The sequence below is a fragment of the Novosphingobium sp. PhB57 genome, from assembly GCF_004342985.1.
Classification (GTDB): Bacteria; Pseudomonadota; Alphaproteobacteria; order Sphingomonadales; family Sphingomonadaceae; genus Novosphingobium.
The window spans coordinates 67,924-94,153 of the sequence record NZ_SMBO01000011.1 but is presented as its reverse complement, the minus strand read 5'-3'; the positions used below and the strand labels follow the sequence as shown (position 1 = coordinate 94,153).

Sequence of the window (26,230 nt, the reverse complement as noted above, 5' to 3'; positions counted from 1 at the left end):
TGCGATCGGGATCGGATCTGACGAGCGCCGCCGGGTGCTCGGCGTCAGCGTTGCCCTGTCGGAGGCCGAGGTCCACTGGCGCAGCTTCCTCGATGACCTCGTCGCGCGCGGCATGCGAGGCGTCGAATTCATCGTCTCCGATGATCATGCAGGCCTGCGCGCAGCTCGCCGGGCGGTACTTGGATCGGCCACCTGGCAGCGCTGCCAGTTCCACCTCGCCGCCAATGCCATCCATCACGCTCCCAATGTCGCCATCCGCGCCCGCATCGGCGCCGAACTGCGCAGCGTCTGGAACGCCGGCTCGCTGGCAAAGGCACAGGCCGCGCTCGATGAGCTCGTCGCGGGCTATAGCAAAAACGCGCCCAAGCTCGCCTCATGGCTGGAAAATGCCATCCCCGAAGGCCTGGCTGTCTTCACCCTGCCTGAGTACCATCGCCGGCGCCTGCGCACCTCCAACCCGATCGAGCGCGCCGTCCAGCAGGAACTCAAGCGCCGTACCGTCAAGGTCAGGGTCTTCCCCAACGACGAGGCGCTCCTGCGCCTGGTCTCCGCCGTTCTCGTCGAAATCGACGAGACATGGGCCTGCGAAAACAAGGCCTACATCAAATGGGAATGCCGGGATGCGTGATCCCAACCCGATTCAATTTCCATACGTGAGGTTGCTCAATCGCTTATCGATCTTCTGGACGCAGATTTTGGTCGTGTTCGAAGTTTCGGTAAAGCATCAGTACACTCCTTGGAAGTCCACTGACCGTAGACCCATCTCTCCTCATTCGGAAACGCCATAATAATCTATGGCGTAGGGCCTCCCGGCATGGCAGTCATCACTGAGATTGCGTGGCGCCCAGCATGAAGCTGGCCACAATCAACGGCACTGGACCAGTGCTTCGACTTTCTTGATAAGCCGATCGACTGCAGCTGGGGACTGAAACTTGCGAGCAGAGCGTCTTATAAGGGTCGGCTGCAGTACTCAGGGGTCATTTAAGCCGCTCCGCAGGCCAGATGCCGTTTCGAAGTGTGGGGTCCGACCCCATAGGCGGAGACTGAGGAATATACGGACTAGCAAGGTCGAAGCCCTTAAACTCATTTTGCGGCCGGCAAGCCCAGAATTCCTGCGATACCGACCGTCAAGCGCACGCCGAACGCCACTATATCCCCTGAGCGGTGCACGGCGGCGGGCCGAGGCAGTCTTTACGTACTGGACGTTCGGATTGATCCTTATCCCCGGCGCTGCTGCGAACCGGAGTTCATCTCGAACACACCTTCTTCCGTCAAGTGCCCGATCGGTTCGCCCCGCCCGCAAAACGAGAGGCCTGAAGAAAGTCGACCTGCCGCGAGCCGAGACGAATGTAGCTGCCGACGAGACCCAAGGTGTCCTTGGGCCGAGAGGCAAAAGGACCAGTGACGATGATGCCCGCGATCGCCTGCTCCTTGAAGGGTAGGTAGCCGTTCGTAGACGCGATGACGCCGCCGAAAACGGTCACCGGGCGCTTGGCATTGCCGCCCATGTGCGCGGCGACGGCATCGCCTATTACATACCGCTTTTCCTTACCATCATGGACCAGAGCGCTCCCACCCGCCGTAATGCGCGGCCGACCCTCGGGGTTACGATAGGGATCGCCGGCGTCGGAGGTGTTGTGATAGCCGCCTATCCGCAAGTGAGTTTCGCGCCTTGAGGTCAGACGAGTGGAAGCCCAGTTCGAATGCCGTCTGATAGCCAGTTGCGTTGCGGGTCGACCAGTCGAATCCGTTGGTTACGTTGAGGGACGGGTTGGCCTTCAAGATACCGGCCTGGGCGTAGAACCCCTTGGTCGGCGCGACCTTGAGGCGTCCGCCCCAGGTCCCATAAGGAAATAATTTTAAAGCCGGGTCCTGGATCGGAACGACCGCCGGGTGGGACCAGACCGAATTGTTCTGGAACGTGCAGTAGCGGTTCGACTGATTGAAATAGGTCAGTGGCGATACCCGGCCGCACGGCGGGCATAGCGCACTGACTGCAACAAGGCATTGGATTGGGCGCATCGGTAGCGGGCGTCTCGGATCGAGAAAGCTGACCGTCTGCACCTGAGGATCTAAAATCGGCGGTTGAACGTCCATAATGGGTTGAGGCTGGTAAAAACGCGGTCGCGGTACGCGCTATTTCTGGGCAAGACGGTGGACCGAGATCGGCCGATCAAGCTCCGATTGCCTCGACGCGCGGTCGAACGCCGTTGAGACATGGCAGAAGGGGGCCGGGCCGACCTGTCAGACGCCCCTCACCCACGCTATTTCAGGTTATCCGCGTGCGATCAAATGCCCGCCGTCCACTGCAAGACAGGCCCCGGTAACATAGGACGCAAGATCGCTGACCAGATAGACCACGGCGCCAACGATCTCCGCCGGTTCCCCGCCCCGCCCCAGCGGCTGGTTCTTACGGGCGTGGTCGGCAAAGCCTTTGGAGCGAGACCAAGTCTTAGTCCCGTCGGTATGAAAAGGCCCCGGCATCACCGTGTTGACGCGCACCGTGGGGCCATATTCCTTGGCGAAGCTCTCGGTCAGCGTGTTGAGCCCGGCCTTGGCGGCAGCATAAGGCGCAAAGTATGGCTCCGCCTTGCGTGATCCGCTGGAACTTACGTTGACGATCGCCCCGCCACCGCGCGCCACCATCTGCGCGCCGAACAGTGCCGAAAGCCGAAACGGCGAACGCAAGTTGATCGCAAGGATGACATCGAATGCGGCCTGAGAAGTTTCCAGCGAGGACGGCTCCACCGGCGACTTTCCGGCATTGTTCACCAGAATATCCGCGCCGCCCCAGCGCTCGGTCACTTCGGCGAAAAGGCGGTCGCAGTCTTCCCAGGATGCCGCATCGAAAGCATGGGCCGAGGCGCGACCGCCCAGCGCCTCTATCTCCGCGACCAGCGCCGCGCAGCTTTCAAGTTTCCGGCTGGCCACCGCAACCGCCGCGCCGGCCTCCACCAGTCCGAGGGCGATCGCCCGGCCCAGCCCCCGGCTGCCGCCGGTAATGACGGCCACGCGGCCAGTAAGATCCATGGTAATCGGCATAATTCCCCCCGTCAGACGTTGCGCACGAGCCGGCCGCCATCGATCACCAGCGTATCGCCACTCTGGAATCGGGACGCGTCGGAGGCGAGATAGGCCGCCGGCCCCTCGATATCGGATAGTTCGCCCGGGCGGCCCAGCGGCGTGATCGCGGAGAAGCGCTCTATAATCTGCTTCGTCTCCGGTTTGTCGTCGGTCAGGCCGGTGAGAATGAAGCCCGGCACCAGCATGTTGGCCCGCACGCCGAACGGCCCCATCTCCACGGCTAGCCCCTTGATCATCGCCTGCAGAGCGGCCTTGGCGGCGGCGTAGTGCTCCATGCCCGGCAATCCGTGATAGATCGACAGGCTGCCGCAGGCGACAATGGAACCACCCCGATCACCCTGCCGCGCCCTGGCCTTCATATGCCGAACCGCCGCGCGCAGGGTGTAGAAGGCACCGTGGAGGTTCACGTCCAGCAGGCGGTGATAATCCGCACTGTCCAGATCGTCGAACCCCGGTGCGCGGTGGCTAATCCCGGCATTGGCGAAAACGCAGTCGATCCGGCCCAGCGCGGCGACGGTGCCTGTGAAAGCGGCTTCCACCGCCGCCTCATCGGTCACGTCCACCGTCTCCACATGGACCCGGCCCGCGCCCAGCGAACGCAGATGTGAAGAGACGGCATCCGCCTTCGCGGCATCGCGGTCCAGCACCGCCGCCGACGCGCCCTGCCGTGCGCAGCCTTGCAGGAAGGCAAGGCCGATCCCGCTCATGCCGCCGGTAGCCAGCACCACCTTGCCGGTAAGATCGAACAGAGACATCGGGCTCAAGCCGCCAGTTCGCGCTCGATCTCGGCCAGTTCGGCGGCATAGCGGGCCTCCGCCTCGGCCGTGCGGGTGGGAATGTGCTCGCTGGGGAACAGACCCTGCGCCGGCGTGGTCTGCTTCAGCAGCGCATTGGCGATCTGCACCTGATGCACTTCGGTCGGCCCATCGGCTACGGAAAGCATCGGCACGCCCATCCACATGCGCGCCAGCGGCGTCTCATGCGTGGTGCCAAGCGCGCCGTGAAGGTGAACGGCCCGCCGCACGATGTCGTGATAGACGCGCGCCATCGCCACTTTGGCCATAGCGATATGCGTCCGCGCGGCGCCGTGCGGCTGAGTATCGATGATCCACGCCGCCTTCAACACTAGCAGGCGGTACATCTCCAACTCCAGTGCGCTGTCCGCGATCATCGCCTTCACCAGTTGGTGATCGCCAAGCTGGCGGCCCTGCGTGCGGCGGGAGACGGCGCGTTCCTGCATCATCTCCAGCGCGCGCTGACACTGGCCGACCACGCGCATGGCATGGTGGATACGCCCGCCGCCCAGTCGCGCCTGCGCCAGCTTGAAGCCTTGCCCGGGTCCGCCCAGCATGGCGTCCAACGATACCCGAACCTGATCGAACCGAAGATAGGCGTGATGGCCGTGATCGACTGGATCGTTCATCCCCGCCACGTCCCGGATATCGACCAGCCCCGGTGTATCCGAGGGGATCAGGAACATCGACATGCGCTCATGCGGCGCGTTTTCGGGATTGGTGACGACCATCGCGATCACGAAGGAGGAAACCTTGAAGTTGGAGGCGTACCACTTCTCCCCCTCGATCACCCATTCGTCGCCCTCCCGCCAGGCGTGGCAGGTAAACTCCTTGGGATCGGCGCCCGCTTGAGGCTCCGTCATCGCGTAAGTCGAGAAGATTTCGCCATCGAGCAGCGGCTGGAGGTAGCGCGCCTTCTGCTCGGGCGTACCGAACATGGCGAGGATTTCGGCATTGCCGGTATCGGGCGCCGCGCAGCCGAATATCACCGGGCCCCATGACGTGCGACCAAGGATCTCGTTCATCAGCGCCAGCTTCACCTGCCCATAGCCCTTGCCGCCCAGTTCCGGCGTCAGGTGGCAGGCCCAGAGCCCTTGTGCCTTCACTTGCGCCTGAAGCTTCTTCGCCATGGCGCGTGCCTTACGATTGCGGATGTTGAACTGCTCGCTGCCTCGTGAGAACAGAAGGTCCATCGCCTCCACTTCCTCGCGCACGAAGTGGTTCATCCAGTCGAGCTTTTCCTGAAATTCAGGATCGGTAGAGAAGTCCATGTGTGATCCTCATCCTCAAATGTCGTGATTCTGTCGCGCGGGTTTCAAGCCGCGATGATCTGGCGCGCCTTGGTCATTAGCCAGGTGGCATAGCCGTGGACTGATTCCCCCACATTGGCGGGTACCTTTCCGGCCTTGGAAGCGGCGTATGTACCTTCCAGCAGGCAGGCGAGCTTGTAGCAGGCAAGCGCGAAGAACCACGGCATCTCGCTCATGTTCCGTCCGCTTAAAGCGCCGTAGAGTTCCACCATTTCCCGCCGCGACAGGAAACCGTCCCAAGGCCGCACCATCGGCGCCTTGCCTTCGGGATCGCCCGCTTCCGACCAACTGGACAGGATCCAGCCCAGATCCAGCAGCGGATCCCCCAGCGAAACCAGTTCCCAGTCGAGTACACCGGAAATCTTCGGCACCTTCAGCGAAAACATGACGTTGGGAAACTGCATGTCGCCATGGACCAGGCCGATACGGCGATCGGTCGGCAGGTTGTCGGCCAGCCAGCGGCTCACGTCGGCGACGTGCGGCAGTTCGCCCGGATCGTAGCCTGGCGTTACGGCATAGCCTTCAAGCTGGGATCGCCAACGCTCGACCTGCCTTTCATGCCACTGGTCGGGCCTGCCTAGATCGGCAAGGCCCGCCCTGACGTGGTCGACCGCCCCCAGTGCCGCCGCCGCCTTGACCAGTTCCTCCCCCATGGCACGCCGCCAGCCGGCATCGGTGGCATATTGGCCCGGCAGCTGGCCCGACTGCGCAAATCCTTCCAGCGGTTGCATCAGGAAGAAGCATGCCCCGATCACCTCCGGATCGGCGCACGTCGCCAGCACGCGCGGATGCGGTACGGTGCTGCCTTCCAGCACCGTCAGCACGCGGGCCTCACGCAGCATGGTCTCATTGCTCTTCGGCTTCAGATGCTTGCCGGGGCGACGCAGGATCAGGTCTTCGCCGCCCCGTGTTATCAGGAAGACGCTATTCTGAAGGCCGCCCGCTAACTTGCAGACGGCCGTGACGGGGCCGGTTCCCGGCACATCCTGCGTCGCCATCCATTCGTTGAAGCGTGGCCAATTGATCTGGCCGCCAAAGTCGTCGAGCGTTTCGGCTATCTGCTGCGGCATGGCAACCTCCAGTGTTCTGTCTTGCCGCCAGTCTGCGGATCACGATGCCCCTCCGCAATCGGGTCATGCATCCCGATCTGGACGGGAGGCGGATATTTAGCCAAATTGCGACGCGGTATTAGGCGGGATTTGAGAGCATGGACCAAGCGGCCGAGAAGAGAGGACGATCAAGGGCGGGGGCCGACCTCAGCTTTTCCTCGGCCGAAGTCACCATTGTCCGCGGAAGCCTGTCGAGCGGCGGCGCGGCAACGCTGGCAAGCGATCATGCGCTGCTCGACCTCTGCATTACCCCGCGCCCCACCAATGCGCGGGGGGCATTCGCGCCGGACGGATTTGAGAGGCACCGTTTCGAAAGGTTGGGCGATATCGTCTTCGTGCCGCCCGGTCATCCGCTGCGGTTGCGATGGGACGGGGCGGAAACGCAGCATTCGATCCGCTGCGAACTCCGTGGACGGCTGGCACAAAACCGTTTCGGGGAGCGCATGGAATGGACCGGCCCCCGCCTAACCGCCGCGCTGGACATCGCCAGTCATACCGTGCGCCTCCTCCTGCGCCGCCTTGCCGAAGAAGCGCGCGCGCCGCGTCGGGATTCCAAACTGCTGGTCGGCTCAATCGCCAGCCAACTGACCATCGAGCTATGCCGTTATTTCGAAGAGATCGCCGAAGAAACCGCGCAGGGCGGCCTTGCCCCCTGGCGCCTTCGCGTGATCGACGAGCGGCTCGAGCGCGATGCCACGCCACCTTCGCTGGAGGAACTCGCCGCGCTATGCAGTGTCTCGGTCCGCCAGCTTACACGCGGATTTCTGGGCAGCCGAGGCTGCACCGTGGGGCAATATGTCCATCACCACCGGCTGGAAATGGTGAAGCGTCTGCTCGCCACGCAGGAAAGCATCAAGCAAGTGGCCGATGCAGTTGGCTTTGCCTCGACCTCCAGCCTTGCCCACGCCTTTCGCCGCGCCACTGGCCTCACGCCGCGCCAGTATCAGCAAAGAATCTGGCGTTCGAAAGAACACGCCTAACATTCGCGATCGTAGCGGCGTGCGTCACAAAGTTCGGCGATCACAGCGTCGAATAGTTGCCGGCATGGTCGACGACTCACTGACAATCTGTAAGAAATCAGCGGATTACAAACAAAAGCTGACGGTCAATCCGCGGATATAAATATTCAAACTTCAATGCCGGGAAAAGGTCGTTGCTGAGAGCGCTCGGCACCCTTCTTAACCCAATCATTCTAATTCCGCGGAACAATCTTGATGGCGACAAAAATGCCAATCCGGATTGGGAAGAGCCATAAGCGATGCGGCGAAACGCCTTTCCGCAGGGTTGGCATGACCGAGACAGCGATCTGATCGACTGCTAATGCTCTGCCACGGCTATATATTCTGACAGCTGAGAGCTGGCGGGATCTAAGTTCGAAATCGTTTAGCCGGGGGGCAGCATTGTTGAAGCAATTCCTTTTCATCGGCCTTTGCGCCACCGTGCTCACCGCCTGCACCGATGCGTCTACGGGACAGGCCCAGGCAAAAGAGACGCCCGGCGTTGCGGTGCAACGAGGGGGCGGGCTGCCCTACGAGGTAACCGAAAGCGAGGTGTGGGACGTACCCGATCCCGCATCGCAACGGAGCTATCAGGTGTTCGTGGCCCTGCCGCCGTCCTATCACACACAGTCTGAGCGTCGATATCCGGTAATCTATGCGACGGACGCCGATTATGCGTTTCCACTGCTCAAGCAGATCGGGCGCCGTCTCAATGTCGAAGGGCCGACCGTCGAAGAGTTCATCCTCGTCGGGCTCTCCTATGCAAAGGGAGAAGGCGGAATGGAGAGCCGCCGCCGCGATTACACGCCGACGGAAAACGGCCCTGCAAGATTGCCGAAGGGGACGGTACACGGTCAAGCCAAGGCCTATCAAACCTATGTCCGCGACCAAGTCCTGCCTTTCGTAGCTCAGCGCTACCGGACGGACGAGAAGCGGCGGATTTTCCTGGGGCATTCATATGGCTCACTGCTCGGCATGCAGATCCTGCTGAGCGAACCTGGTCTGTTTGATGGCTACGTTCTAGGAAGTCCCTCGTTCTGGTATGACCAACATTATATGATGAATCAGGCACGTGCCTATACGGCCAGCCATGGCGACTTGCCCGCACGAGTCTACATGTACATCGGCGAATACGAAGAGACGCGCCCAAGCGATGCGCGCTTTTCCAAATCCGCGAATATGGTGACTGATACCAAGGAAATGGATCAGATTCTGCGATCCCGCAAGTATCCCTCCCTACATTTGCAGACGGAAGTTCTCAATGACGAAGATCACGTCAGCGTCGCGCCGCGGGGCTTCACCCACGGGCTGAAGTACCTGCTTCCAGTCACTGTCGCGCACCGCCAATAGGAAAGCGGCCAGTTGGCTACTGGGAAGGAGAGTTTTAACCCCGAGCGTCTGGAATGGGTCAGCTGCAGAAGCGACGTCGGCGCAGCCTTGCTCAGGCAAGTTCGGGTTTGATGAATTTGGCCGCGGTGCTTACCGCCGCGGCAACCTCGCTGACTTCCAGCGCTAGGCCCTAACTCGTCATCACTCTGCCAAGCAGAAAATGAGGGAGCTCGGTGCGCCTGTAGGCCATCGGGAGCAGCCGAAAATTTTGCTGCATTTCATCCGAGGTGGGCAACGCCGTCAAAGCAGCGCCTCTCGAATTTTGTCTCGCCAGGCCACACGGCTGCGAGCGCAGGCGCAAAATCCTTGCAGCGATCTCGCAGCCAGGTAAGATTGTGGGATCGCGGGCTACCGCCGGTCATCATATATAGGGCTGTGTGATAGAGAGCTTCCGTCGCCGGGTGGAACTGGAACATCGCACGGTTGGTCCAGCCGCGTGCATAGGCGATCCGTGCAAGCTCCAGAAACTCCGTGGCGTTCGTGAACCAATATTGAAAATGTCCGAGGCGCTCTTCCCGTATCGCAGCGGAATCTCGTGGCAGGGGAAGTGCCAGAGAATGCCCCGGCAACTCGTAAAGCATCACGCCTTTCTGTATGGCGTCGCACAGGAACGATTTGCCAGCCAACAGGTCCATATGGACCGACTGTATGCCGCGAACGGAAAGGCTCGCTGGCGCTGTCAGGCGCCCCGCGATGGCGTGTTCGCGCATGAGCCGATCTTCGGCATGCTTGCCGAAGTTCGATTGATCAACGAGGCGGTCGTCGTTCACGATTACAAGGATCGAGTACTTCGGCAAACGCCCGCCCAGCAAAGGCTGGAACCCCATTCCATCCGCGTGAGCACCAAACAGGATGATCTTCAAAATGCGACCTTGTCGCTTCCATTTCTGTGTCGAGAGCGCCAGAGCGTCCTCCAACTCCGCAAAGAGAATTGCAATAACCTGCGTCAGGTCGTCTTGAGCTGTGCTCGGCATATGATCTGTGAGTGTCAGCATCTTTCACCATCTATTGCACGCGCCCGGTTACATATAACAACATAGCCGGACGCAACATGAAAGTGTTCTAATTGCGGTCAATTTGACTGGAATCGCGCCGTGATTTTGCCCGAAACAGCCTGAGCATAGTTACGCTGCCTCCACGGCGTGGAACTGTGATAGGCACCAATCGCCTTCCAGTAGTTTCGATTGGCTCGCAGCTCGGTGAGAAAGATCCAGCGCGCCGCCTGAACGTTGAAGCACGCATCTCGAATGAGCCACACCCTGACGATCTCCGGAGGGCGACCGGTAATTGCGGACAAGCGGGGTATCCACCAGCTGTTTATCTGCATGGGACCGAGATCTTGAGTACCGTTGGTGTTGGGAACCTCGGCGCCGATCCATCCGGCTTCCTGATCCCTGAGCCCCCAAAGGGTTCGCTCCAACCAAGCCCGACCGAAAGCAGCGTTACGGATGCATAGCCCAATGATGGCTTCGTGCTGCGGGTTCAAAGCGGGACGCGCTTCAACCTCGGTCGAGAACATGGCTGCGATCATCAAAGCGAGCCGGGTTGCAAGGCTCAGACGTTTACCGATCATGGCTACCTCCCATTTCGTGTACGTCTTGATGGGTCGGATGTTCGGGCCCGCGGGCGGGTGGGGACTCGGATGCAGTGTTGCTGCGGTCAGACCGATGCGACGCGAAAAGCGACTGCAGCCACGCATCGAGAAAAACTGCTGCCGATCGCCCTCGGTCAGCGAGCCCAGCCGCGAGCCCGTGAGGCTGACTATGGCGACCGGCATAGCGCTGCGCGGCCAACCGCTCCCTGCGCTGCGCCCGCTCTGCCTGCTGCTCCTCACGCAAACGATCCCATCGCTCGGAATGGCGAAGTGCCCTTCCCTTGACGCTATCTCTTGCGACGCGGCCAAGCCCCTCCAGAGCAGAGGTCTTTTCGCCCGACCGGCGCGACAGAACGTCCGCGAGCTTGTCTTTGTCCTGGGTCCAGAGCTTCACACCAAACCGGGCGCGCGTGATGGCGGTGTAATAGTTCTGTCCATTGACCAGCGGCGATCCGAGCGGCGCTAAGACGTAGACCCGGGCATAGGTCTTCGACTGGGCCGCGTAGATCGTCTCCGCGTAACCGTGGTCCCAGGTCTTGTGGACGGCAAGATCGATTGACTGGCGCCGTCCATCAGTGTCCCAGCGTATCGTCGCCCGGGTGCCGTCGAGGACTTCAACGGTCCCGCGCTCGGCATTTTTGACGTCGAGATCGTGGCTCACCAGCCGCCACTGTATGCGGTCCCCCTGCGTCATTTTGCGATCTTCCTCGTTGAAAACATTTACCCGCGTTGGCTTGCCTAGCCTCGGGTTCCAGCGAACGATGCGCCCGTTCTCATCGACAAGCTCCAGCACCTGACGTTCTGTATCATCGCACACCATCTGAACGACCCGATACTCCCCGTCCCGGGAGATCCCCGAGCGGGCAATGCCGCGTGAAAACGTGAGAACCTGACCTCGGGAGTAGAACCGGGCATAGCGCTTCTCGGCATCAGATAACCCTGCCGGCGTCAGGACTGACAATCGCTCGTCCTCCGCCCCGATGGCGCCCTCTGTCCTGAGCGCCTCGCGCACCTTCGAGTTCACGATGAGGCGCGTGGCATTGTCCAATACGAGAATGTTCGTCGTGCTGCGGGTTTCCGATTTCAAGCGCGTCCATTCACGCACGAGCCCACCGGCCAGTTCCTCCGGCCTCTCCGCAGTGAAGACATTATCGAGATGGTCGAGTGAGCCGGCATAATCGCCGGCGCGGGCCAGCGCGACGGCCGCTTTCATCGCCCTCGTTTCCTGACGAACCGATACCATCAAATCTATCCTGCGCCGTCGTGGCAAGGATCATCGCCGGAATACGGGTACGGATCGCGTCGAGTTCGCTCCAGATCCGGGCGTGGTCTTCCCAGACCTGCCCCCCGGAGAAGAGCACGATCGGTCCGCTCGGTGCCTGCGCCTCGATGCGCCGCTGCCGCCGCGCGGCGAGGAAGTCTGCTGCCGCAATGACGGATGCGGTGCGCTTGCCCGAGGTGAGCGTGGCGCGCGGCGCCGACCACGGACGGCCGGTCTCGGCATGGAACATCTGGGCTGCATGGTCCTTCCTGCTCGGTGCCGAAGAGCGCGATCGGCAGCGGTTCGGACAGGCTGGGATCGTCGATCGAACCCTGAAGGAAAGCTTCGCCCGTGGAATTGCGGGCGACGGCTTCCCAGAGCGCGCCGATCTGGACCCAGCGATTGCCGACATTGAGTGCGACGATCTCGTAGATCGGGGCGCGGTCGTTCTGGCTTTCGACAGGGCGCAAACCGAGGTGGGGCAGATCGATCGTCCGGGTCGCGATCGAACCCATGAGACGACCGTTACGGAGCTGAAATTCACCAATGTTCATCTGACTTCTCCTTTGACACTGCCGCTTTCGGACAATCCCGAAGCGACACTTTCAAAGGTCCCCCTTTTCTCCCACTCCAGACTTCTCCGGCGGCTTTCGCGCCCGCGTGCGGGGCCAGGTCCAGCATCCCATTCCTTTCGCAAGAGCGGTGCTGCGAACGTTTACGGTGCTGTTGGACTTGCGGAAGCGATCATCACATGAAGGGCCGAGATTTGGCGTAGCCAAAGCTTGGTCGAAGCGATGCGGCACACATCGCGTAGATAATGCGCGGTGCCCGCGCTAACGGGCATCCGTCTTCATTCCCCTGTCTCCTGAAGAACGTCGCTCAAACTCATCGGGCGATTTTCCCGCCAAACCGGGCCTCGCTATCTGACCGCGATACTGCCATCCAGCCCACCGGAGGCGCGGATTGGACCTCATATCCGTGCTTCAACAGTAAACGAGGTCCGAACACTCTTCGTTTACCTGCGGGATGTCGCCGAGGGGAGCGGCTGGTCGAAGGCATGGAAAACGATGAGGAGGTTGCGCTCCAAAGGAAAACCCGGGTACGACGACTGTAAAGTACTGAGGTCCTCAGCAAGGCACGCAGATCAAAGAGCCGTCGATCGCCCGCCCAGCGTGCCAGTCATAAAGTTCGGTGTAGGGGAACTGGGGACTAACATCAGACTTTACATGGCGGCCCGCAAGGGCGACAAGGGCCCGCCTATCCTCCCCAGAAAGGGAAATTCCCCATGTCCGAGACCGAGCAGCCAGAACTGGCACGCCTTACCGTAGAATTGCTGAGCGCCTATGTCGCCAACAATACGGTACCGAGCGAGAACCTCGCCGCGCTGATCGAAACCACCCGCGCTGCACTTGCCGGTGATTTGGCTGCGAAAGCGGAAGCCAAGGCCGAACACAAGCCTGCGGTATCGGTCGAAGTGAGCCTTTCCTCGCGCGATCACATCCTCAGCATGATCGACGGCAAGCCCTACAAGGCACTGAAGCGTCATCTCTCCAACAATGGCCTCACGCCGGAGGAATACCGCGCGCGTTACAAGCTGCCTGCGGATTATCCGCTGGTCGCGCCCAGCTATTCCGATAAGCGCCGCGCGTTCGCAAAGGCCAGCGGCCTCGGCGGTCGTACCGGGTCCGCCGTGACGTCCCCGGCCGCAAAGGCTCCAGCGACAAAGGCACCTGCTACCAAGACCACCGCGGCCAAAGCCCCCACATCTAAAGCGGCCCCCAAGGTCGCCGCCTCCCCATCACCCAGCACTGAGAAGGTAGCAACGCCTGCTGCACCGGCAAAGGCGCCCGCAAAGGCCGCTAAGCCGGCAGTGAAGGCGACAAAAGTAACCAAGACCAAGGCAACACCGGCTAAGGCGGCAGCAAAGCAGGCCGCCGTACCCGCCGCCACCGCAACGCCGAATTCCGATACGGCACCTGCCAAGACGTCTGCCCCCAAGGCCCAGGACGCTGCACCGGCTGCCGAAAAATCGAAGGCCGGCGCCAAGACGCCGGCACGGCGCATGGCGCGTCCCAAGAGCACTGAAACCGCGCAGGCGAGCGCCTCGGTAGCTTCGGCTCCCACGTCCAAGGCCCGCAAGACGCTTGGCATTGCGGTGCCATCGGCTGAAAGCGGCGCAACGACCACTCCTCAGCCCGCAAAGACTTCCGCGCCCGCCAAGAAAACCACCGCGAAGACGGCCCCGGCAAAGCCCGCTGCTGCCAAAGCCAGCGCCAAGTCCAAGGCGAGCTCGTTGAATTCGGCCAAGGGCGCTCCGAAGGCCGCCGCAAAGGCAAAACCTGAAACGAAGGCAGAGTCTGGCGCAGCCGCCGCCCCTGCAGCGCCGATCGCGGAGACGACGGCAACCGGCGGCTGATCCTGACCTTCCGGATCGGACAGATCCGCGGCAGCTGCCTACGGCGCACTGCTGCGGCTCTGTCCAACCGGGAACACCGCCATGCTGCCCAGCACGGTGTCCTGGTTTAAGAGCTGACCATCATTCGCCCCCCGCCTTCCAAGGGACCAAGCCGCCTGGCGTGGGTCGCTGCGCAGATAAAAGTCCGCATCAAGAACAGAAGTTTGGCTGGCCCAAAGCATTGATCCTGCGAAACCTGCCGGGAGACACGTACCCCACCCAGTCGCGCAGGTGTCGCCCGCCTCGAGATATTTCCGCCGCCTGCATGACAGTCCTTCCGGGAATAGGGATTTATACGAGGCGTAGCGCGAACCGCTGTGGGGTGACGCGGGTTCGCTCACGCAGTCGAATTGGCCCCACTGGCGAAAGCCCTCGTCACAGATGACCCTCCGGTTCACCGAGATTCGGCACCAAGGGATTTTGCCGGACCCGAATGAGGCAGGCGAAGTCGGGTATTTGCGGATTGAAGTATGGGCTCTGCTCAGCATAGATCCGAGCAAGCGCCAGCGCTTCCCCGCAGCTTTCCGCGTCGATGAGGAAGGTCTCGATCGCGAATAGATAGTCGGCGCTATAGAACTTAGCGCAGCCAAGCCGATAGCTGCGCGGAAACTCCAGGAAGGCTTCCATGGTGCTATCCTCCCTTCAGGCGAGGCTTCGGCCCGGGGCTTATCGGACTGGGTAAGCGATCAATTCGCACGCTCGAGTATCCTGCGAGCCCTGGTCTCGTACTCGAGCCGCTCATCCTGATGGGACTTGCTACGGGCAACTGCGGTGATGCCCTGGACGAAATCGTATAGGGACGAAGGCGGATGGCCTTCTTCCTCGAGCACTGCCGCGATGATCCGCGAGGTATCGACCTTGGAGAATCCACGCCCTCGCAGGAATGTCGCCCGATCCTCGTCGGTACGGGCGACGCGCCGCTCGCGTGCTGTCCTCACCCCTTCGACAAAGCTTCGCGCGGAGGAATTGGCAAAGTGCATCAGAGCTGGGGCCGCCTGTTCGGCAAAGCGGTTGGCAGCAAATTTCGAGTGGCGAATGCTGATCTCTTCGAAGTTCTCGACGCCCCAGAGATTCCTGTTCATGCACACCGCGCGCAAGTAGAAAGTCGCAATCCCAAGCGTCTTCGAGCCAACCTCACTATTCCAACAGTAAAATCCTCTAAAATATAGGTCCGGATCGCCGTCTGGAAGCTTGCCGGCTTCGATCGGATTGGTGTCGTCGACGAGGAACACAAAGACGTCGCGATCAGATGCGTAGAGCGTCGTCGTCTCACTGGTAACGTCAACGTGCGGGTTGTAGGTCATTGACGACCAGTCGAGTACGCCCGGCACTTTCCAGCGGGTATCGCCGGTCCCGTTCCCGGCAATGCGCATGACAGCAGATACCAGCTCGTGATCCCAGATCCTGCCATAGTCAGGCCCCGTCACGGCGCGCAATTCCGTTCGTCCTTCCCAGGTTTCGAGCAGCTTTACGTGCTCGCCCCTGTGTGAGAGCAATCCGTGCTGTAGGTTTATGCCTGCAAGGGCCGCTGGCAATTGGCGCAGATATGTCGCCGGCGTGCTGACCAGACTGCAAAGTTGGCCGAAAGACCAATTGGTCGGAGCGACGGGCTGGCCCCCGCCGGGGGCCAGCAGTTCCAACCGGCCCCCATCAGATGAGGCCGCTCGAACCTCGATAGCGCGGCTTTCCACGATGCGTGTCGAGGCCGCCTGCCCTCGTGCGAGCACCCGGGCATAGAGATCATCCAGCGAGAGAAAACGCTCGTCGGCGGGACGGGCAAACCATTCGGACGATACGCGCGATATGTTTTGCCCCTTGCTGATATCGACGCGGTAAGGCGCGCGGGCGGAGGTCCCGTGGTTGGCGGGCGTATTCGACATGGCGGATTTCCTTTGTTGCAACGAGCGCAAACTGACGCTCATTCCTTCCCCTCACCCTCCCCTCCGTGCGCCCCAAAGGGCAGGCATCCGGTTACGCCTCCAGTCGGGGCCCGAAAACATGAGGCCGCACTAACTCGGCGCTTTTCGGCACGAACGAGACCGAACCAAGCTCGAATTCGCGGCAAGGATCGGCCTTACTGCGCTGAATCGGATAGATTTTGGAGATTGCTCGGCAGCGGCTCCGATCATTCTGCGTAGCGACGTCCCCGCGGAAGCCGTTCCTGCTTCGCTGCCCTCAACGCAACCCGCGGCGTAGAGGCGGCAAGCAATTGCTGCCGTTTGCGGCTCGGTATCCTTGGGAATGAGATCGAGCAATTGACCGCTTCCATCGCGGAGTTCGAGCATCTCAGGATGCTTGACCTGATCGGGCCATGCCCCGCACGCAAGCGATCCGAGTTCCGCAAGACCAAGTACCCGCCTTGTCACAAGGCGTCACTGAACTGTCGTTGCTGGAGTGATCTCTTCATTGGGCAGATAGGGCCGATGCCGCACATTAGCGCCAATCAGGCGAGACCGGGTCCATTCCTGAGCTCGTCACGGTGGCCAGCGTCTCCGGCTTGGCCTACGAATAGCCGCTTTACAATCCTCGCATCGCCCAACGTAGTACAGACCATCCCAGAACACTTTTCCGCGTTCGGGAGGTCGACCATCGAACCTACAGCGCAGGCTCTGAAGAATGATCGATATAATTTGAGGGTATCTTTCGATCTGCGTGGCGTCTCGCGCACTCTGTCGAGAGGATCTTCCCTGAACGATTGCTTTCGACACCGTCCTTCCAACGTTCGGTGTTGTTATACAGCGGCTCGGCCTTTGGCATGAATACGCCATAGCCTTCGCATATCGTCCATCACGATTGAAGCTGCTTACCCAAGATCTTCGCGCTCCTATCCGCATCGAATTGGAGCTTTTGTTCAGCGTCTGGGGCCGAGACCGATGGCCTATATAGCAATGACAGGGCTGTTTGCGCTGAGTTTGGTCTTGGGGACTGGACTTTGCACTCGCCGAGCTGGACAATTAGGCTTGCTCTGCGGGAACCTACGTCTGCTCGTCCGGGTTGTGCCGTTACCGTCTCGAACGGTATCAAAGCAAAGGAGCCGAAGATGGGCGAGCTTACCGACAAATTGAGCGCCGCTGGCAATAAGGCGGTTGGCAGCGCCAAAAAGGCGATCGGCAAAGCGACCGACAACGAAGAGTTGATCGCAGAAGGTACGGCGCAAAAGCTGAAGGGCACGGGCCAGGATGTGAAGGGCAGCGTCAAGGGCGCGCTCGGCGACAAAATTTGAGCTGTGGTGGGATCGTTGTAAGCGCAGCGACCCCACCTCGCTTTCGAAGGGTCGTTCCACATCTCTTTTACGAAATCAGCAACCTCCCTGTGTCGGTGTACGCCGGAGCCAAGGCGGGCCATGGCATTTGATACATACGACAGGCACCGCCGAAATGCAGAGTTTTGATCTACCCGCGCTCGAGGATGACGCAACGCTCAAGTCGATCTCCGACTTTGCTGCGACGTTATGTGACACCCCAATAGCGTTGGTCAGCTTCGTCGAGGCGACGCGGCAGTGGTTTGCCGCCCGCACGGGGCTGACCGTACGCGAAACACCACGCGAGCAGTCCTTCTGTGCATACGCGATGCTCGGTGAAGACATCATGGTTGTTCCGGACGCCCGGCGGGATTCCCGTTTCGAAGACAATCCGCTGGTAACCGGCGAACCCCATATCCGCTTCTATGCCGGTGCTCCGCTGGTGTCTGAAGATGGCATCCAACTCGGTGCGCTGTGCGTCATCGATAGTGAGCCACGCGCGGACCTGACCGCAGCGCAGCGGCAAGGTCTTAAAGTCCTCGCGTCGAACATCATGCTGTTCCTCACCTCGCGCCGGTCGCTTCGGCGCAGCGACAGAGAACTGGATGAGCGCGAAGCGAAGTTTCGGGTTCTCGCGGATGCGATGCCGCAGATGGTCTGGTCGACAAGGCCTGACGGCTTCCATGACTACTACAACGCACGCTGGTACCAATATACAGGCGTCGAGCCCGGCTCCACGGACGGCGAAGGCTGGAATGGTATGTTTCATCCCGAGGACCAGGAGCGAGCGTGGTCGGTCTGGCGACATTCTTTAAAGAGCGGCGATCCCTACGAAATCGAGTACCGCCTTCGTGACGCACATGGTGAATACCGATGGACGCTGGGTCGAGCACTTCCGATCCGTGATAACAGCGGCGCAATCACTCGATGGTTTGGCACCTGCACGGATATCCACGACCATAAGATGATCCAGGTCCAGCGCGAGGTGATCGCACAGGAGCTTAGCCACCGGATCAAGAATATTTTTTCTGTCATCACAGGTCTGATCAGCTTCTCGACGCGACACCACCCTGAGGCTCGGGACATCGCCAACGATCTGCGCGATCGCGTCATGGCGCTTGGCCGCGCCCACGACTTCGTGCGGCCGCACAGTGAGGCGTCACGGCCCGAAGCAGGACAAAACAGTCTTCTGGGCATGTTGCGCGAGCTTTTGAGCGTCTATGTCGAACGGGTGCATATCGAGGGCGAGGATGTGACTATCGACGGCCGTTCGGCTACGCCCCTGGCACTGGTCTTTCATGAACTGGCGACCAACGCCGCCAAATATGGGGCGCTATCGGTGCCCGACGGCGCCGTTCATCTTCGGAGCGAATCGGATAGGCAGTCGGTGAGGCTGGAATGGCGAGAAGTAGGCGGGCCGACGATTTCACAACCTGCAAAGACAGGCTTTGGAACTCAGTTGATCGAACTCAGCGCGATCCGGCAGTTGAGCGGACAAATCGCGCGTGATTGGGATTCCAATGGCCTACGTCTGGATTTGACCATTCCATCTACATCGCTGCACCGCGCGCCGGTTTCCGCGCCTAAACCCTGAGAACAGCCTTGTGTTTAAGCGCATGCTCGTCGCCTGATGCCGTCAAGGCCGCCGCCGCCAATATTGCATCCGGCGTGAAAGGCTTGCGGATACACCCGATCGCCTGCGGGGCCGGCTCGCCAATCTGAGCCGGATTGGCGGTGACATAGACGACGCGGACACCGTGCTGAGAGGCGAGTTCACGCGCGATTTTCGTTCCCGTTGGCCCGTCACGGAGGTTGAGATCAACAAAGGCTAGTTGGGCGCTCGGCCCAACCGACAAGGCCTCCGGTTGATCCGCTGCAATGGCAACGACATTATATCCGGCTTCCTCAAGGATGCGCTCTATCTCTATCGCGATGAATATCTCGTCTTCGACAATAAGCACGGATGTCATTGGTCTCGCCCTTTTACTAAACACTAAATGTTGAAATCACCACATCGTTCCAAATCTTTTAGCTCGCCAATACCGAGGACGAGGCGGCATCACCGGCCGGTAGATTTCGACCAGCCATGGTCATTTGAGTCTCCTTCATGAAAGGTCCGGTTGCGCCGAAACTCGCCATTTACACGTCAGGCGTCGCGTAACGCAGGCAGTTCGATTGGAAAAATCAGCCGCGTCGGTGTCGCAGATGCACATAAGCGTCTCCTGGCATCGAAACTCGGGCTTCCGAAAAGCCGACGCGGCGGCCGAGCGACGCCAGCTTGCCTTCCGCGCGCACCGGCCCGCTGGTTTCGCTCAATGCGCGGTGATAGAAAACCCTGAGTTCAAGCGTCGTATAGCCTTGGCCGGTAGGAAGGCTGGAATGCACAAAGCACCCGCATGCGCTGTCCAAAAGCGTCGCGGCATATCCGCCGTGAACGGATCCGATCAGGTTGAACCCCCTGCGGGACGGTGACCCTGCGAATACAACCCGGCCGCGTTCGAGTTCCACGAGATAGAATTCGCGGGTTTCCCCAATCGGCGGATAGCGGCTTTCCGCCATCAGCGCGGCCAACTGGTCGTGACCGTCCAGGTCCGCATGGTCGAGAAGCACGTTTATACGGAAACTCTATCCTGGTTTTGCTTTACGGGTGCGGTTTGCCCGACAACATCTAGCCATGCCCGCGTCGCGCTGAGCACTTCATCCGCAAGCGGCGAATCGTCGACGGCTCGGGCGAGAACCATCGCGCCAACCATGGCTGACCATTGTCCGATTGCCGCACGGCGCCGCTGAGTCTCGTCCCCATCTGGAAGGGCGCGGGCAAAGCGTTCGATCTGTACTTCCAGTCCGCAGCCCATCGCCTTCCGCGCTTCCGGGCCTTGCTGAGGCAGAAGACCTGCCAGGCTCGCTGCCGGGCACCCTTGTTCGGGATGGTCCCGGTGCAGGGGCGAAAGATAGGTGTCCATCCAGCCCTGAAGGTTGGCCATGCCCGCAGCCTCGCCTGAAAGCGAATGCGCCACGGCTGCGGCAATCAACGCGTCCTTCGATTTAAAGTGACCATAGAAGCCGCCATGCGTCTGGCCCGCCGCCTTCATCACGTCGGCCACGGTGACTGCATCGAAACCGCGCTCGCGAAAGAGGCGGCTCGCCTCGTCGAGGATAAGCTGGCGGTTCTGCGCCATCTGCTCGCGGCTGACCTTCATCGTAAAAACTCCTTGGGACCCGTTGACATATTCATGATGGCCATCACATATATCAAACTATGATGGCTATCATGAATATAGTGATCTCCTTCCAAAGGGCAATAAGATGACCAAATCCACCGTCCTCATCACCGGCGCCTCCGCGGGCATCGGCGCAACTTACGCAGACCGTTTTGCGCGTCGCGGCCATGATCTGGTGCTGGTCGCGCGGGACAAGGCGCGCATGGAAACCACCGCCGCACAGCTGTCGCAGGAAACCGGCGTGACGGTCGAAGTGCTGCCGGCCGACCTGACGCGGCCCGAGGATCTGGCCGCAGTCGAAGCGCGGCTGCGCGAGGACGATCGTATCGGGGTTCTCGTGAACAATGCCGGTGCAGGCCTGGGCGGCCGGTTCGTTGATCAATCGGCGGATGCAATCTCCGGCCTGATCGCCCTCAACACAACCTCGGTCGCACGCCTTGCGAGCGCCATTGCGCCGCGCCTAGCGGCGCGCGGCGAAGGCGCCATCGTCAATATCGGCTCTGTCGTGGGCCTTGCGCCGGAACTCGGCATGTCCGTCTACGGAGCGACCAAGGCCTTCGTGCTGTTCCTCTCGCAGGGGCTTGCCCTCGAACTCGGTCCCAAGGGTGTATATGTGCAGGCCGTTCTGCCGGCCGCAACCCGCACCGAACTCTGGGGCCGTTCCGGCGCCGACGAGGCGAGCCTGCCGCCAATGATGGAAGTCGGCGAATTGGTCGACGCGGCCCTTGTCGGCTTCGACCGGCGCGAGCTTGTCACGATCCCGCCGCTCCACAATGCCACCCTGTGGGACGCTCTCGACAGCGCCCGCCGGGCAATGCTCCCCGGCTTCCAGACGATCCATCCCGCGCCGCGTTACACCGCCGCCTGATCCGCCCTCTTCGAAAGATCGAACATGACCGGCACTCTCTTCTCCCCCTTCGACCTTGGTGACATCGCATTGGCCAATCGCGTGGTCATGGCGCCTCTGACGCGCAATCGCGCCGGGCCCGGCCTCGTGCCCAGCCTGCTGGCCCCCGAGTATTACGCCCAGCGGGCAAGCGCAGGCCTCATCATCACCGAGGCCACCCAGGTTTCCCCGCAGGCCCAGGGCTACCAGAACACGCCCGGCATCTATACGCCTGAACAGGTTGCCGCATGGCGCCGGGTCACCGATGCCGTCCACGCCAAGGGCGGCCGGATCTTCGTGCAGCTCTGGCACGTCGGTCGGGTCAGCCACGTCGACCTGCATGATGGCAAGGCACCGGTCGCGCCTTCGGCGATCCGTCCCGAGGCCAAGACCTTCGTCAACAACGCGTTTGTCGATGTATCCGAGCCGCGCGCGCTCGAACTGGACGAAATCCCCGGCATCGTCGAATCGTTCCGGAGTTCGGCCGCCAACGCCATCGAGGCCGGCTTCGACGGTGTCGAAGTTCACGGCGCCAATGGTTATCTGCTCGACCAGTTCCTGCGCGAAACTGCCAATGCCCGCACCGACGCTTACGGCGGCTCGATCGAGAACCGGGCCCGGTTGCTGCTCGAAGTGGTGGCCGCCGTAGCCGACGAGATCGGCGCGGGTCGCACGGGCGTTCGCCTTTCGCCGGTGTCTCCGGCCAGCGGTATCGTACCGTCGGGTGACGAGCAGCCGCAGTTCAATCACGTCGTCGAAGCGCTGAACGGACTGGGCATCGCCTACATCCATGTCGTCGAAGGCGCGACCGGCGGTCCGCGCGATGCCGCCCCGTTCGATTATGATGCTCTTCGCCAGCGGTTCGGCAACACCTATATTGCCAACAATGGCTACAATCTCGAACTCGCCAATTCGCGCCTCGGGGATGGCAAAGCGGACCTGATCGCCTTCGGCCATGACTTCATCGCCAATCCCGATCTGGTGGAGCGACTGAAGACCGGCACGCCGCTCGCCCAGATGGAAATGGCGACGATCTATGGCGGCGGTGCGCAGGGTTATACCGATTACCCGGCCAGCATAGCGTCTATGGACGCCTGAGAAGGAAACGGCGATGAAGGCTTCCATTCTCGGCCGCTACGGCAAACAGCAAGCCTTGCGGCCGGGCGATATGCCAGCGCCCACGCCTGGCCCGAACGATGTCCTCGTTCGGGTCGAGGCGGCCGGCCTCAATATGCTGGACGCGAAGATCCGTGATGGGGCTTTCAAGCCGATCCTGCCGTATAAGGTACCGTTGGTGCTCGGCCACGATTTGGCCGGAACGGTCGTCGCAGTCGGCGCCAAGGTCAGCAGGTTCAAAAAAGGGGACGCGGTCTTTGCTCGTCCGCGCGACGGCCGCATCGGCACATTCGCTGAACTGATTGCCGTGAACGAAGCCGATCTGGCGACAAAGCCCAAAAACCTGTCAATGGTGGAAGCTGCTTCCTTGCCGTTGGTGGCGCTCACTGCCTGGCAGGCGCTGGTCGAGAGCGCGCAGGTGAAGCCAGGTCAGAAAGTGCTGATCCATGCCGGTTCGGGCGGCGTGGGGACAATTGCCATCCAGCTCGCCAAGCTGCTGGGCGCGACGGTGGCCACCACAACCAGCGCGGCCAATGCCGATCTGGTGCGCGCGCTCGGCGCCGATGTCGTGGTCGACTATCGTAGCCAGCGTTTCGAGAATGAGCTTTCCGGCTACGACCTCGTGCTCAATAGCCAGGATGCGGATACGCTGCAGCGCTCGCTCAAAGTGCTGAAACGGGGCGGGAAGCTTATTTCCATCTCCGGGCCTCCCGATCCAGCTTTCGCCAAGGCGCAGAGTCTGAACTTGGTGCTGAGGCTGCTATTTCGGTTGATGAGCGCGGGCATTCGCCGCAAAGCCAAGCGTCTTGGTGTTACGTACACCTTCCTGTTCATGCGTGCCGACGGCCATCAGCTTGGCGGCATCGCGCAGCAAGTCGAAACAGGCACGCTCCGGCCAGTGATCGACCGGGTATATCCGTTCGATCAGCTCAACGACGCCTTTGCCTATATCGAGACCGGCCGGGCCAAGGGCAAGGTTGTCGTCTCGCTTGATGCGGCGCACGCAGTATGACCGCGCCGGTCGACCGCTACAGCGCAGCGCGGACCCAAACGGTCGATGTGCCCGGCGCGCGCATCGCCTATCGCCGCCTTGGCGCGCAGCAGGGCGTAGCGGTCGTCTTGCTCAACCACTGGGGCGCCAACCTCGACAATTTCGACCCGCGGATCGTCGATGGCCTTGCCGTGGATCGGACCGTTTATGCGCTCGACTATCGCGGGATTGGCGGTTCCTCCAGCGATGCTCCCTTGACCGTCGCGGCCATGGCCGGGGACATGACCGCGGCGATCCGTACCCTGACGCGGGGACCTGTGGATCTGATCGGTTTTTCGCTTGGCGGTTTCGTGGTGCAGGAAATCCTGCTGACTGCCCCCGATCTCGTCCGCCGCGCAATCCTTGCCGGGACCGGACCGGCGGGTGGCACCGGAATAGAGCGGGTGGGAGCGGTCTCCTGGCCGCTGATCTTCAAAGGCCTTGTCACATTGCGCGACCCGAAAACCTATCTGTTCTTTACCTCCAGCAAGGCAGGACGTGACGCTGCCAAGGCGTTTCTGGCAAGGCTCAAGGAGCGCAGCAGAGATCGCGACAAACCGGTTTCGCTGAGGACGTTCCTGCGTCAGCTTGGCGCGATCAAGGCCTGGGGCCAACAGCCGCCACAGCCGCTGGAAACGATCCGTCAGCGCGTGCTGGTCGCGAACGGCGAGCACGACATCATGGTGCCGACAGCAAATTCGCGCGATCTCGCCGGCCGCATCCCCGGCGCCGAACTGGTGCTTTATCCAGACGCCGGTCACGGCGGCATCTTCCAGTATCACACAGAATTCCTGGCGACGGCCAGGGCATTTCTCGCTGCTTGAGCTACGTCATTTCAGAAGGAAATTCCCATGGACTACACGACGCTGGGCCGCACCGGCCTCCAGGTTTCCCGCCTCGCGCTCGGGACCGGCAACTTCGGTACGCGCTGGGGTTACGGCGCCCAGCCCGACGCCGCAACTGCGATCCTTGACGCCTATGACGAAGCGGGCGGCAACTTTATCGACAGCGCCGATGTCTATCAGTTCGGCGAGTCCGAAGAGATCTTGGGGGAAGCGCTTCAGGGGCGCCGCGACCGCTTCGTGCTCGCCACCAAATTCTCGCAGGGCGCGGTGCCCCAGCCTGACCGGCTAACGACTGGTGCAAGTCGCCGGGCCATGGTCCAATCGGCGGAGGCCAGCCTCAAGCGCCTCAAGACCGACCGGATCGATCTCTATTGGGTGCATTACCCCGATGCGGTGACACCATCCGAGGAGATCGTGCGCGGGCTCGACGATCTCGCACGCGCCGGCAAGATACTCTATGCAGGATTGTCGAACTTTCCCGCCTGGCGACTGGTGCGCGCCGCCACTATCGCTGAATTGACGAACGCGTTGCCGATCGCAGCCGCGCAGTTCGAGCATAGCCTGGTACATCACGAGCCTGAAGCGGACCTGTTTCCGGCCTGCGCAGCGCTGGGCATTGCGCCTGTCACCTGGTCGCCGCTCGGCGGGGGCGTGTTGACCGGCAAGTACCGCAAGGGCGAAACTGGCCGCGCCGAGGGTTTCGGCGGCCGGGTCTTCCAGCCCGAAAATAATGCCCGGCGTACTGCGACGGTGGATGCGGTGCTAGCGATTGCCGAGGAGCTTGGTGCCAGCCCGGACCAGGTTGCGATTGCCTGGGCGTCCGCGCACGGGTCCGTACCTCTCATTGGACCACGCACGCTTGAGCAGGCAAAAAGCAATCTCGGCGCTGTGTCACTGAAACTTTCTGCGGATCATCTCGAACTGCTGGATAATGCGAGCACATTTACGGCCGGCGCACCAGGCAAGGCTGTGGCCTGAGGGCTGTCTCACATGCCCATAGTGTGATCGGTGAAGCCCTTTGAGCGACGTAATTATCGCCCTTTCCAGGCGGCGCTGGAATGTCGGGTATTGGATGTACCCGACATTCCGAGATTGAAGCTGACGGGAGCAATGTCCCAAGCCAAGGCATCCGCTACGATGTGCGACAAGCAGGTTTTGCCCGACCCCAAGGCGGCGCGCGGGCGGAGGTTCAGTGGTTGGCGGGCGTATTCGACATGGCGGAGTTTTGTTGCAACGAGCGCAAACTGACGCTCATCCCTTCCCCTCACCCTCCCCTCCGTGCGCCCCAAGCGCAGGCATCCGGTTACGCCTCCAGTCAGGGCTCGAAAACATGAGGCCGCACTAATTCGGCACTTATCGGCACGAACGAGATCGAACCAAGCTCGAAATCGAGGCAAGGATCGGCCTTACCGCGCTGAATCGGCACGATTTTGGAGATTGCTTGGCAGCGGCTCCGATCGGGCTTCGTCGCGACGTCCACGCGGAGGCCGTTCCTGTTTCGCAGGCTTCAACGCAACCCGCGGCGTAGAGGCGGCAAGCAATTGCTGCCGTTTGCGGCTCGGTATCCGCGGGAATGAGATCGAGCAATTGACCGATTCCATTGCGGAGTTCGAGCATTTCAGGATGCTTGTCCTGATCGCGCCATGCCGCGCACGCAAGCGATCCGACTTCCATTAGATCGGTATTGTAGGCCGCAGCAAAGAGCGCCCCCATCTCAAGTTCGATGGTCATGTCATTGCTCTTCCGAAAACTGCGGACCGCGCGTCACTTTGTCGGCCAGTTGTGAAATTGGTTCGCCGCGACCTACGGTCCTGCCGGGCCCCAGATCGGACGGAGAATGTCCAGCCAGGATCCAGGGTTGAATATGCACGCCACGGTGGAGGGAACGGCTACGACC

General features: G+C 61.4%; 25 protein-coding genes and 2 pseudogenes. 11 read left to right on the top strand and 16 right to left on the bottom strand.

Annotated elements, in window-relative coordinates:
* Positions 1-628, top strand: a 628-nt coding sequence (locus tag EDF58_RS22630; RefSeq protein ID WP_207913121.1) for a transposase, incomplete at its 5' end; no start/stop codon positions are given.
* Between the two features lie 643 nt (positions 629-1,271).
* On the opposite strand, the pseudogene EDF58_RS26510 reads toward EDF58_RS22630, so the two are convergent.
* From EDF58_RS26510 to EDF58_RS22600, 5 genes and pseudogenes are all read right to left on the bottom strand, one after another.
* Positions 1,272-2,022, bottom strand: a pseudogene (locus EDF58_RS26510) (carbohydrate porin).
* A gap of 252 nt (positions 2,023-2,274) precedes the next feature.
* On the bottom strand, positions 2,275-3,042 hold the full coding sequence (locus tag EDF58_RS22615; protein WP_132269673.1) for an SDR family oxidoreductase: 768 nt from the start codon (positions 3,040-3,042) through the stop codon (positions 2,275-2,277).
* Between the two features lie 11 nt (positions 3,043-3,053).
* A complete protein-coding gene (locus EDF58_RS22610) occupies positions 3,054-3,839 on the bottom strand; it encodes an SDR family NAD(P)-dependent oxidoreductase (protein WP_132269672.1) in 786 nt (261 codons plus the stop codon).
* A gap of 5 nt (positions 3,840-3,844) precedes the next feature.
* Positions 3,845-5,149 carry an acyl-CoA dehydrogenase family protein gene (locus tag EDF58_RS22605; protein WP_132269670.1) on the bottom strand — a complete coding sequence of 435 codons (1,305 nt, stop codon included), beginning with the start codon at positions 5,147-5,149 and terminating at the stop codon, positions 3,845-3,847.
* A 44-nt stretch (positions 5,150-5,193) separates the two neighbouring features.
* Positions 5,194-6,258: a phosphotransferase family protein gene (locus EDF58_RS22600; RefSeq protein ID WP_207913120.1), complete on the bottom strand. Its 1,065-nt coding sequence runs from the start codon at positions 6,256-6,258 to the stop codon at positions 5,194-5,196.
* Positions 6,259-6,395: 137 nt separating this feature from the next.
* Here EDF58_RS22600 and EDF58_RS22595 point away from each other — a divergent pair, with 137 nt between their 5' ends.
* Both EDF58_RS22595 and EDF58_RS22590 read left to right on the top strand, forming a co-directional pair.
* Positions 6,396-7,277: a helix-turn-helix transcriptional regulator gene (locus EDF58_RS22595; RefSeq protein WP_132269668.1), complete on the top strand. Its 882-nt coding sequence runs from the start codon at positions 6,396-6,398 to the stop codon at positions 7,275-7,277.
* Between the two features lie 423 nt (positions 7,278-7,700).
* Positions 7,701-8,645: an alpha/beta hydrolase-fold protein gene (locus EDF58_RS22590; RefSeq protein WP_207913119.1), complete on the top strand. Its 945-nt coding sequence runs from the start codon at positions 7,701-7,703 to the stop codon at positions 8,643-8,645.
* Positions 8,646-8,902: 257 nt separating this feature from the next.
* On the opposite strand, the gene EDF58_RS22585 is transcribed toward EDF58_RS22590, so the two are convergent.
* From EDF58_RS22585 to EDF58_RS26500, 5 genes and pseudogenes are all read right to left on the bottom strand, one after another.
* On the bottom strand, positions 8,903-9,679 hold the full coding sequence (locus EDF58_RS22585) for a HEPN domain-containing protein (RefSeq protein WP_132269666.1): 777 nt from the start codon (positions 9,677-9,679) through the stop codon (positions 8,903-8,905).
* A gap of 77 nt (positions 9,680-9,756) precedes the next feature.
* Positions 9,757-10,257 carry a lytic transglycosylase domain-containing protein gene (locus tag EDF58_RS22580; RefSeq protein WP_132269664.1) on the bottom strand — a complete coding sequence of 167 codons (501 nt, stop codon included), beginning with the start codon at positions 10,255-10,257 and terminating at the stop codon, positions 9,757-9,759.
* Positions 10,247-11,491 carry a hypothetical protein gene (locus EDF58_RS22575; protein WP_132269662.1) on the bottom strand — a complete coding sequence of 415 codons (1,245 nt, stop codon included), beginning with the start codon at positions 11,489-11,491 and terminating at the stop codon, positions 10,247-10,249. The genes EDF58_RS22580 and EDF58_RS22575 overlap by 11 nt, the downstream gene beginning before the upstream one ends.
* Positions 11,427-11,789, bottom strand: coding sequence for an SLOG family protein (locus EDF58_RS26505; RefSeq protein ID WP_347812906.1), 363 nt, complete (start codon positions 11,787-11,789; stop codon positions 11,427-11,429). Before EDF58_RS26505 ends, EDF58_RS22575 begins: the two co-directional genes overlap by 65 nt.
* Positions 11,790-11,811: 22 nt before the next feature.
* Positions 11,812-12,093 (bottom strand): annotated as a pseudogene (locus tag EDF58_RS26500) (DUF736 domain-containing protein); the annotation flags it as partial.
* A gap of 731 nt (positions 12,094-12,824) precedes the next feature.
* On the opposite strand from EDF58_RS26500, the gene EDF58_RS22565 reads away from it, so the two are divergent.
* Positions 12,825-13,955 carry a MucR family transcriptional regulator gene (locus tag EDF58_RS22565; RefSeq protein WP_132269659.1) on the top strand — a complete coding sequence of 377 codons (1,131 nt, stop codon included), beginning with the start codon at positions 12,825-12,827 and terminating at the stop codon, positions 13,953-13,955.
* A 414-nt stretch (positions 13,956-14,369) separates the two neighbouring features.
* Here EDF58_RS22565 and EDF58_RS22560 read toward each other — a convergent pair whose 3' ends face one another.
* Together EDF58_RS22560 and EDF58_RS22555 are read right to left on the bottom strand one after the other, a co-directional pair.
* On the bottom strand, positions 14,370-14,621 hold the full coding sequence (locus EDF58_RS22560) for a hypothetical protein (RefSeq protein WP_132269658.1): 252 nt from the start codon (positions 14,619-14,621) through the stop codon (positions 14,370-14,372).
* A 59-nt stretch (positions 14,622-14,680) separates the two neighbouring features.
* On the bottom strand, positions 14,681-15,874 hold the full coding sequence (locus EDF58_RS22555) for a DUF932 domain-containing protein (RefSeq protein ID WP_132269656.1): 1,194 nt from the start codon (positions 15,872-15,874) through the stop codon (positions 14,681-14,683).
* Between the two features lie 1,160 nt (positions 15,875-17,034).
* Here EDF58_RS22555 and EDF58_RS22545 point away from each other — a divergent pair.
* Together EDF58_RS22545 and EDF58_RS22540 are read left to right on the top strand one after the other, a co-directional pair.
* Positions 17,035-17,217 (top strand): CsbD family protein, encoded by a 183-nt coding sequence (locus EDF58_RS22545; RefSeq protein ID WP_132269653.1) that lies wholly within the window; start codon positions 17,035-17,037, stop codon positions 17,215-17,217.
* A gap of 154 nt (positions 17,218-17,371) precedes the next feature.
* Positions 17,372-18,829, top strand: coding sequence for a PAS domain-containing protein (locus EDF58_RS22540; protein WP_132269651.1), 1,458 nt, complete (start codon positions 17,372-17,374; stop codon positions 18,827-18,829).
* Here the strand turns inward: EDF58_RS22540 and EDF58_RS22535 are convergent.
* From EDF58_RS22535 to EDF58_RS22525, 3 genes are all read right to left on the bottom strand, one after another.
* Entirely contained in the window at positions 18,819-19,205 is a 387-nt protein-coding gene (locus EDF58_RS22535) for a response regulator (RefSeq protein ID WP_132269649.1), read from the bottom strand. The genes EDF58_RS22540 and EDF58_RS22535 overlap by 11 nt on opposite strands.
* A 214-nt stretch (positions 19,206-19,419) precedes the next feature.
* Entirely contained in the window at positions 19,420-19,845 is a 426-nt protein-coding gene (locus EDF58_RS22530) for a PaaI family thioesterase (protein ID WP_207913118.1), read from the bottom strand.
* Positions 19,846-19,847: 2 nt separating this feature from the next.
* The gene (locus tag EDF58_RS22525) at positions 19,848-20,435 is read right to left on the bottom strand and encodes a TetR/AcrR family transcriptional regulator (protein ID WP_132269647.1); all 588 of its coding nucleotides are present in this window, start codon (positions 20,433-20,435) and stop codon (positions 19,848-19,850) included.
* Between the two features lie 106 nt (positions 20,436-20,541).
* Here EDF58_RS22525 and EDF58_RS22520 point away from each other — a divergent pair, with 106 nt between their 5' ends.
* Genes EDF58_RS22520 through EDF58_RS22500 form a run of 5 tightly spaced genes read left to right on the top strand, consistent with a single transcriptional unit; the run spans position 20,542 to position 25,311 of the window.
* Positions 20,542-21,324, top strand: a complete 783-nt coding sequence (locus tag EDF58_RS22520; RefSeq protein WP_132269646.1) for an SDR family oxidoreductase — start codon at positions 20,542-20,544, stop codon at positions 21,322-21,324.
* Between the two features lie 24 nt (positions 21,325-21,348).
* A complete protein-coding gene (locus EDF58_RS22515; RefSeq protein ID WP_132269644.1) occupies positions 21,349-22,440 on the top strand; it encodes an alkene reductase in 1,092 nt (363 codons plus the stop codon).
* Positions 22,441-22,453: 13 nt separating this feature from the next.
* Positions 22,454-23,470, top strand: coding sequence for an NADP-dependent oxidoreductase (locus EDF58_RS22510; RefSeq protein ID WP_132269642.1), 1,017 nt, complete (start codon positions 22,454-22,456; stop codon positions 23,468-23,470).
* Complete coding sequence (locus EDF58_RS22505) at positions 23,467-24,312, top strand: alpha/beta hydrolase (protein ID WP_132269640.1); 846 nt, start codon at positions 23,467-23,469, stop codon at positions 24,310-24,312. The genes EDF58_RS22510 and EDF58_RS22505 overlap by 4 nt, the downstream gene beginning before the upstream one ends.
* A gap of 27 nt (positions 24,313-24,339) precedes the next feature.
* Positions 24,340-25,311 carry an aldo/keto reductase gene (locus tag EDF58_RS22500; protein ID WP_132269639.1) on the top strand — a complete coding sequence of 324 codons (972 nt, stop codon included), beginning with the start codon at positions 24,340-24,342 and terminating at the stop codon, positions 25,309-25,311.
* A gap of 375 nt (positions 25,312-25,686) precedes the next feature.
* On the opposite strand, the gene EDF58_RS22495 is transcribed toward EDF58_RS22500, so the two are convergent.
* Positions 25,687-26,064: a hypothetical protein gene (locus EDF58_RS22495; RefSeq protein WP_132269637.1), complete on the bottom strand. Its 378-nt coding sequence runs from the start codon at positions 26,062-26,064 to the stop codon at positions 25,687-25,689.
* Positions 26,065-26,230: the final 166 nt, after the last annotated feature.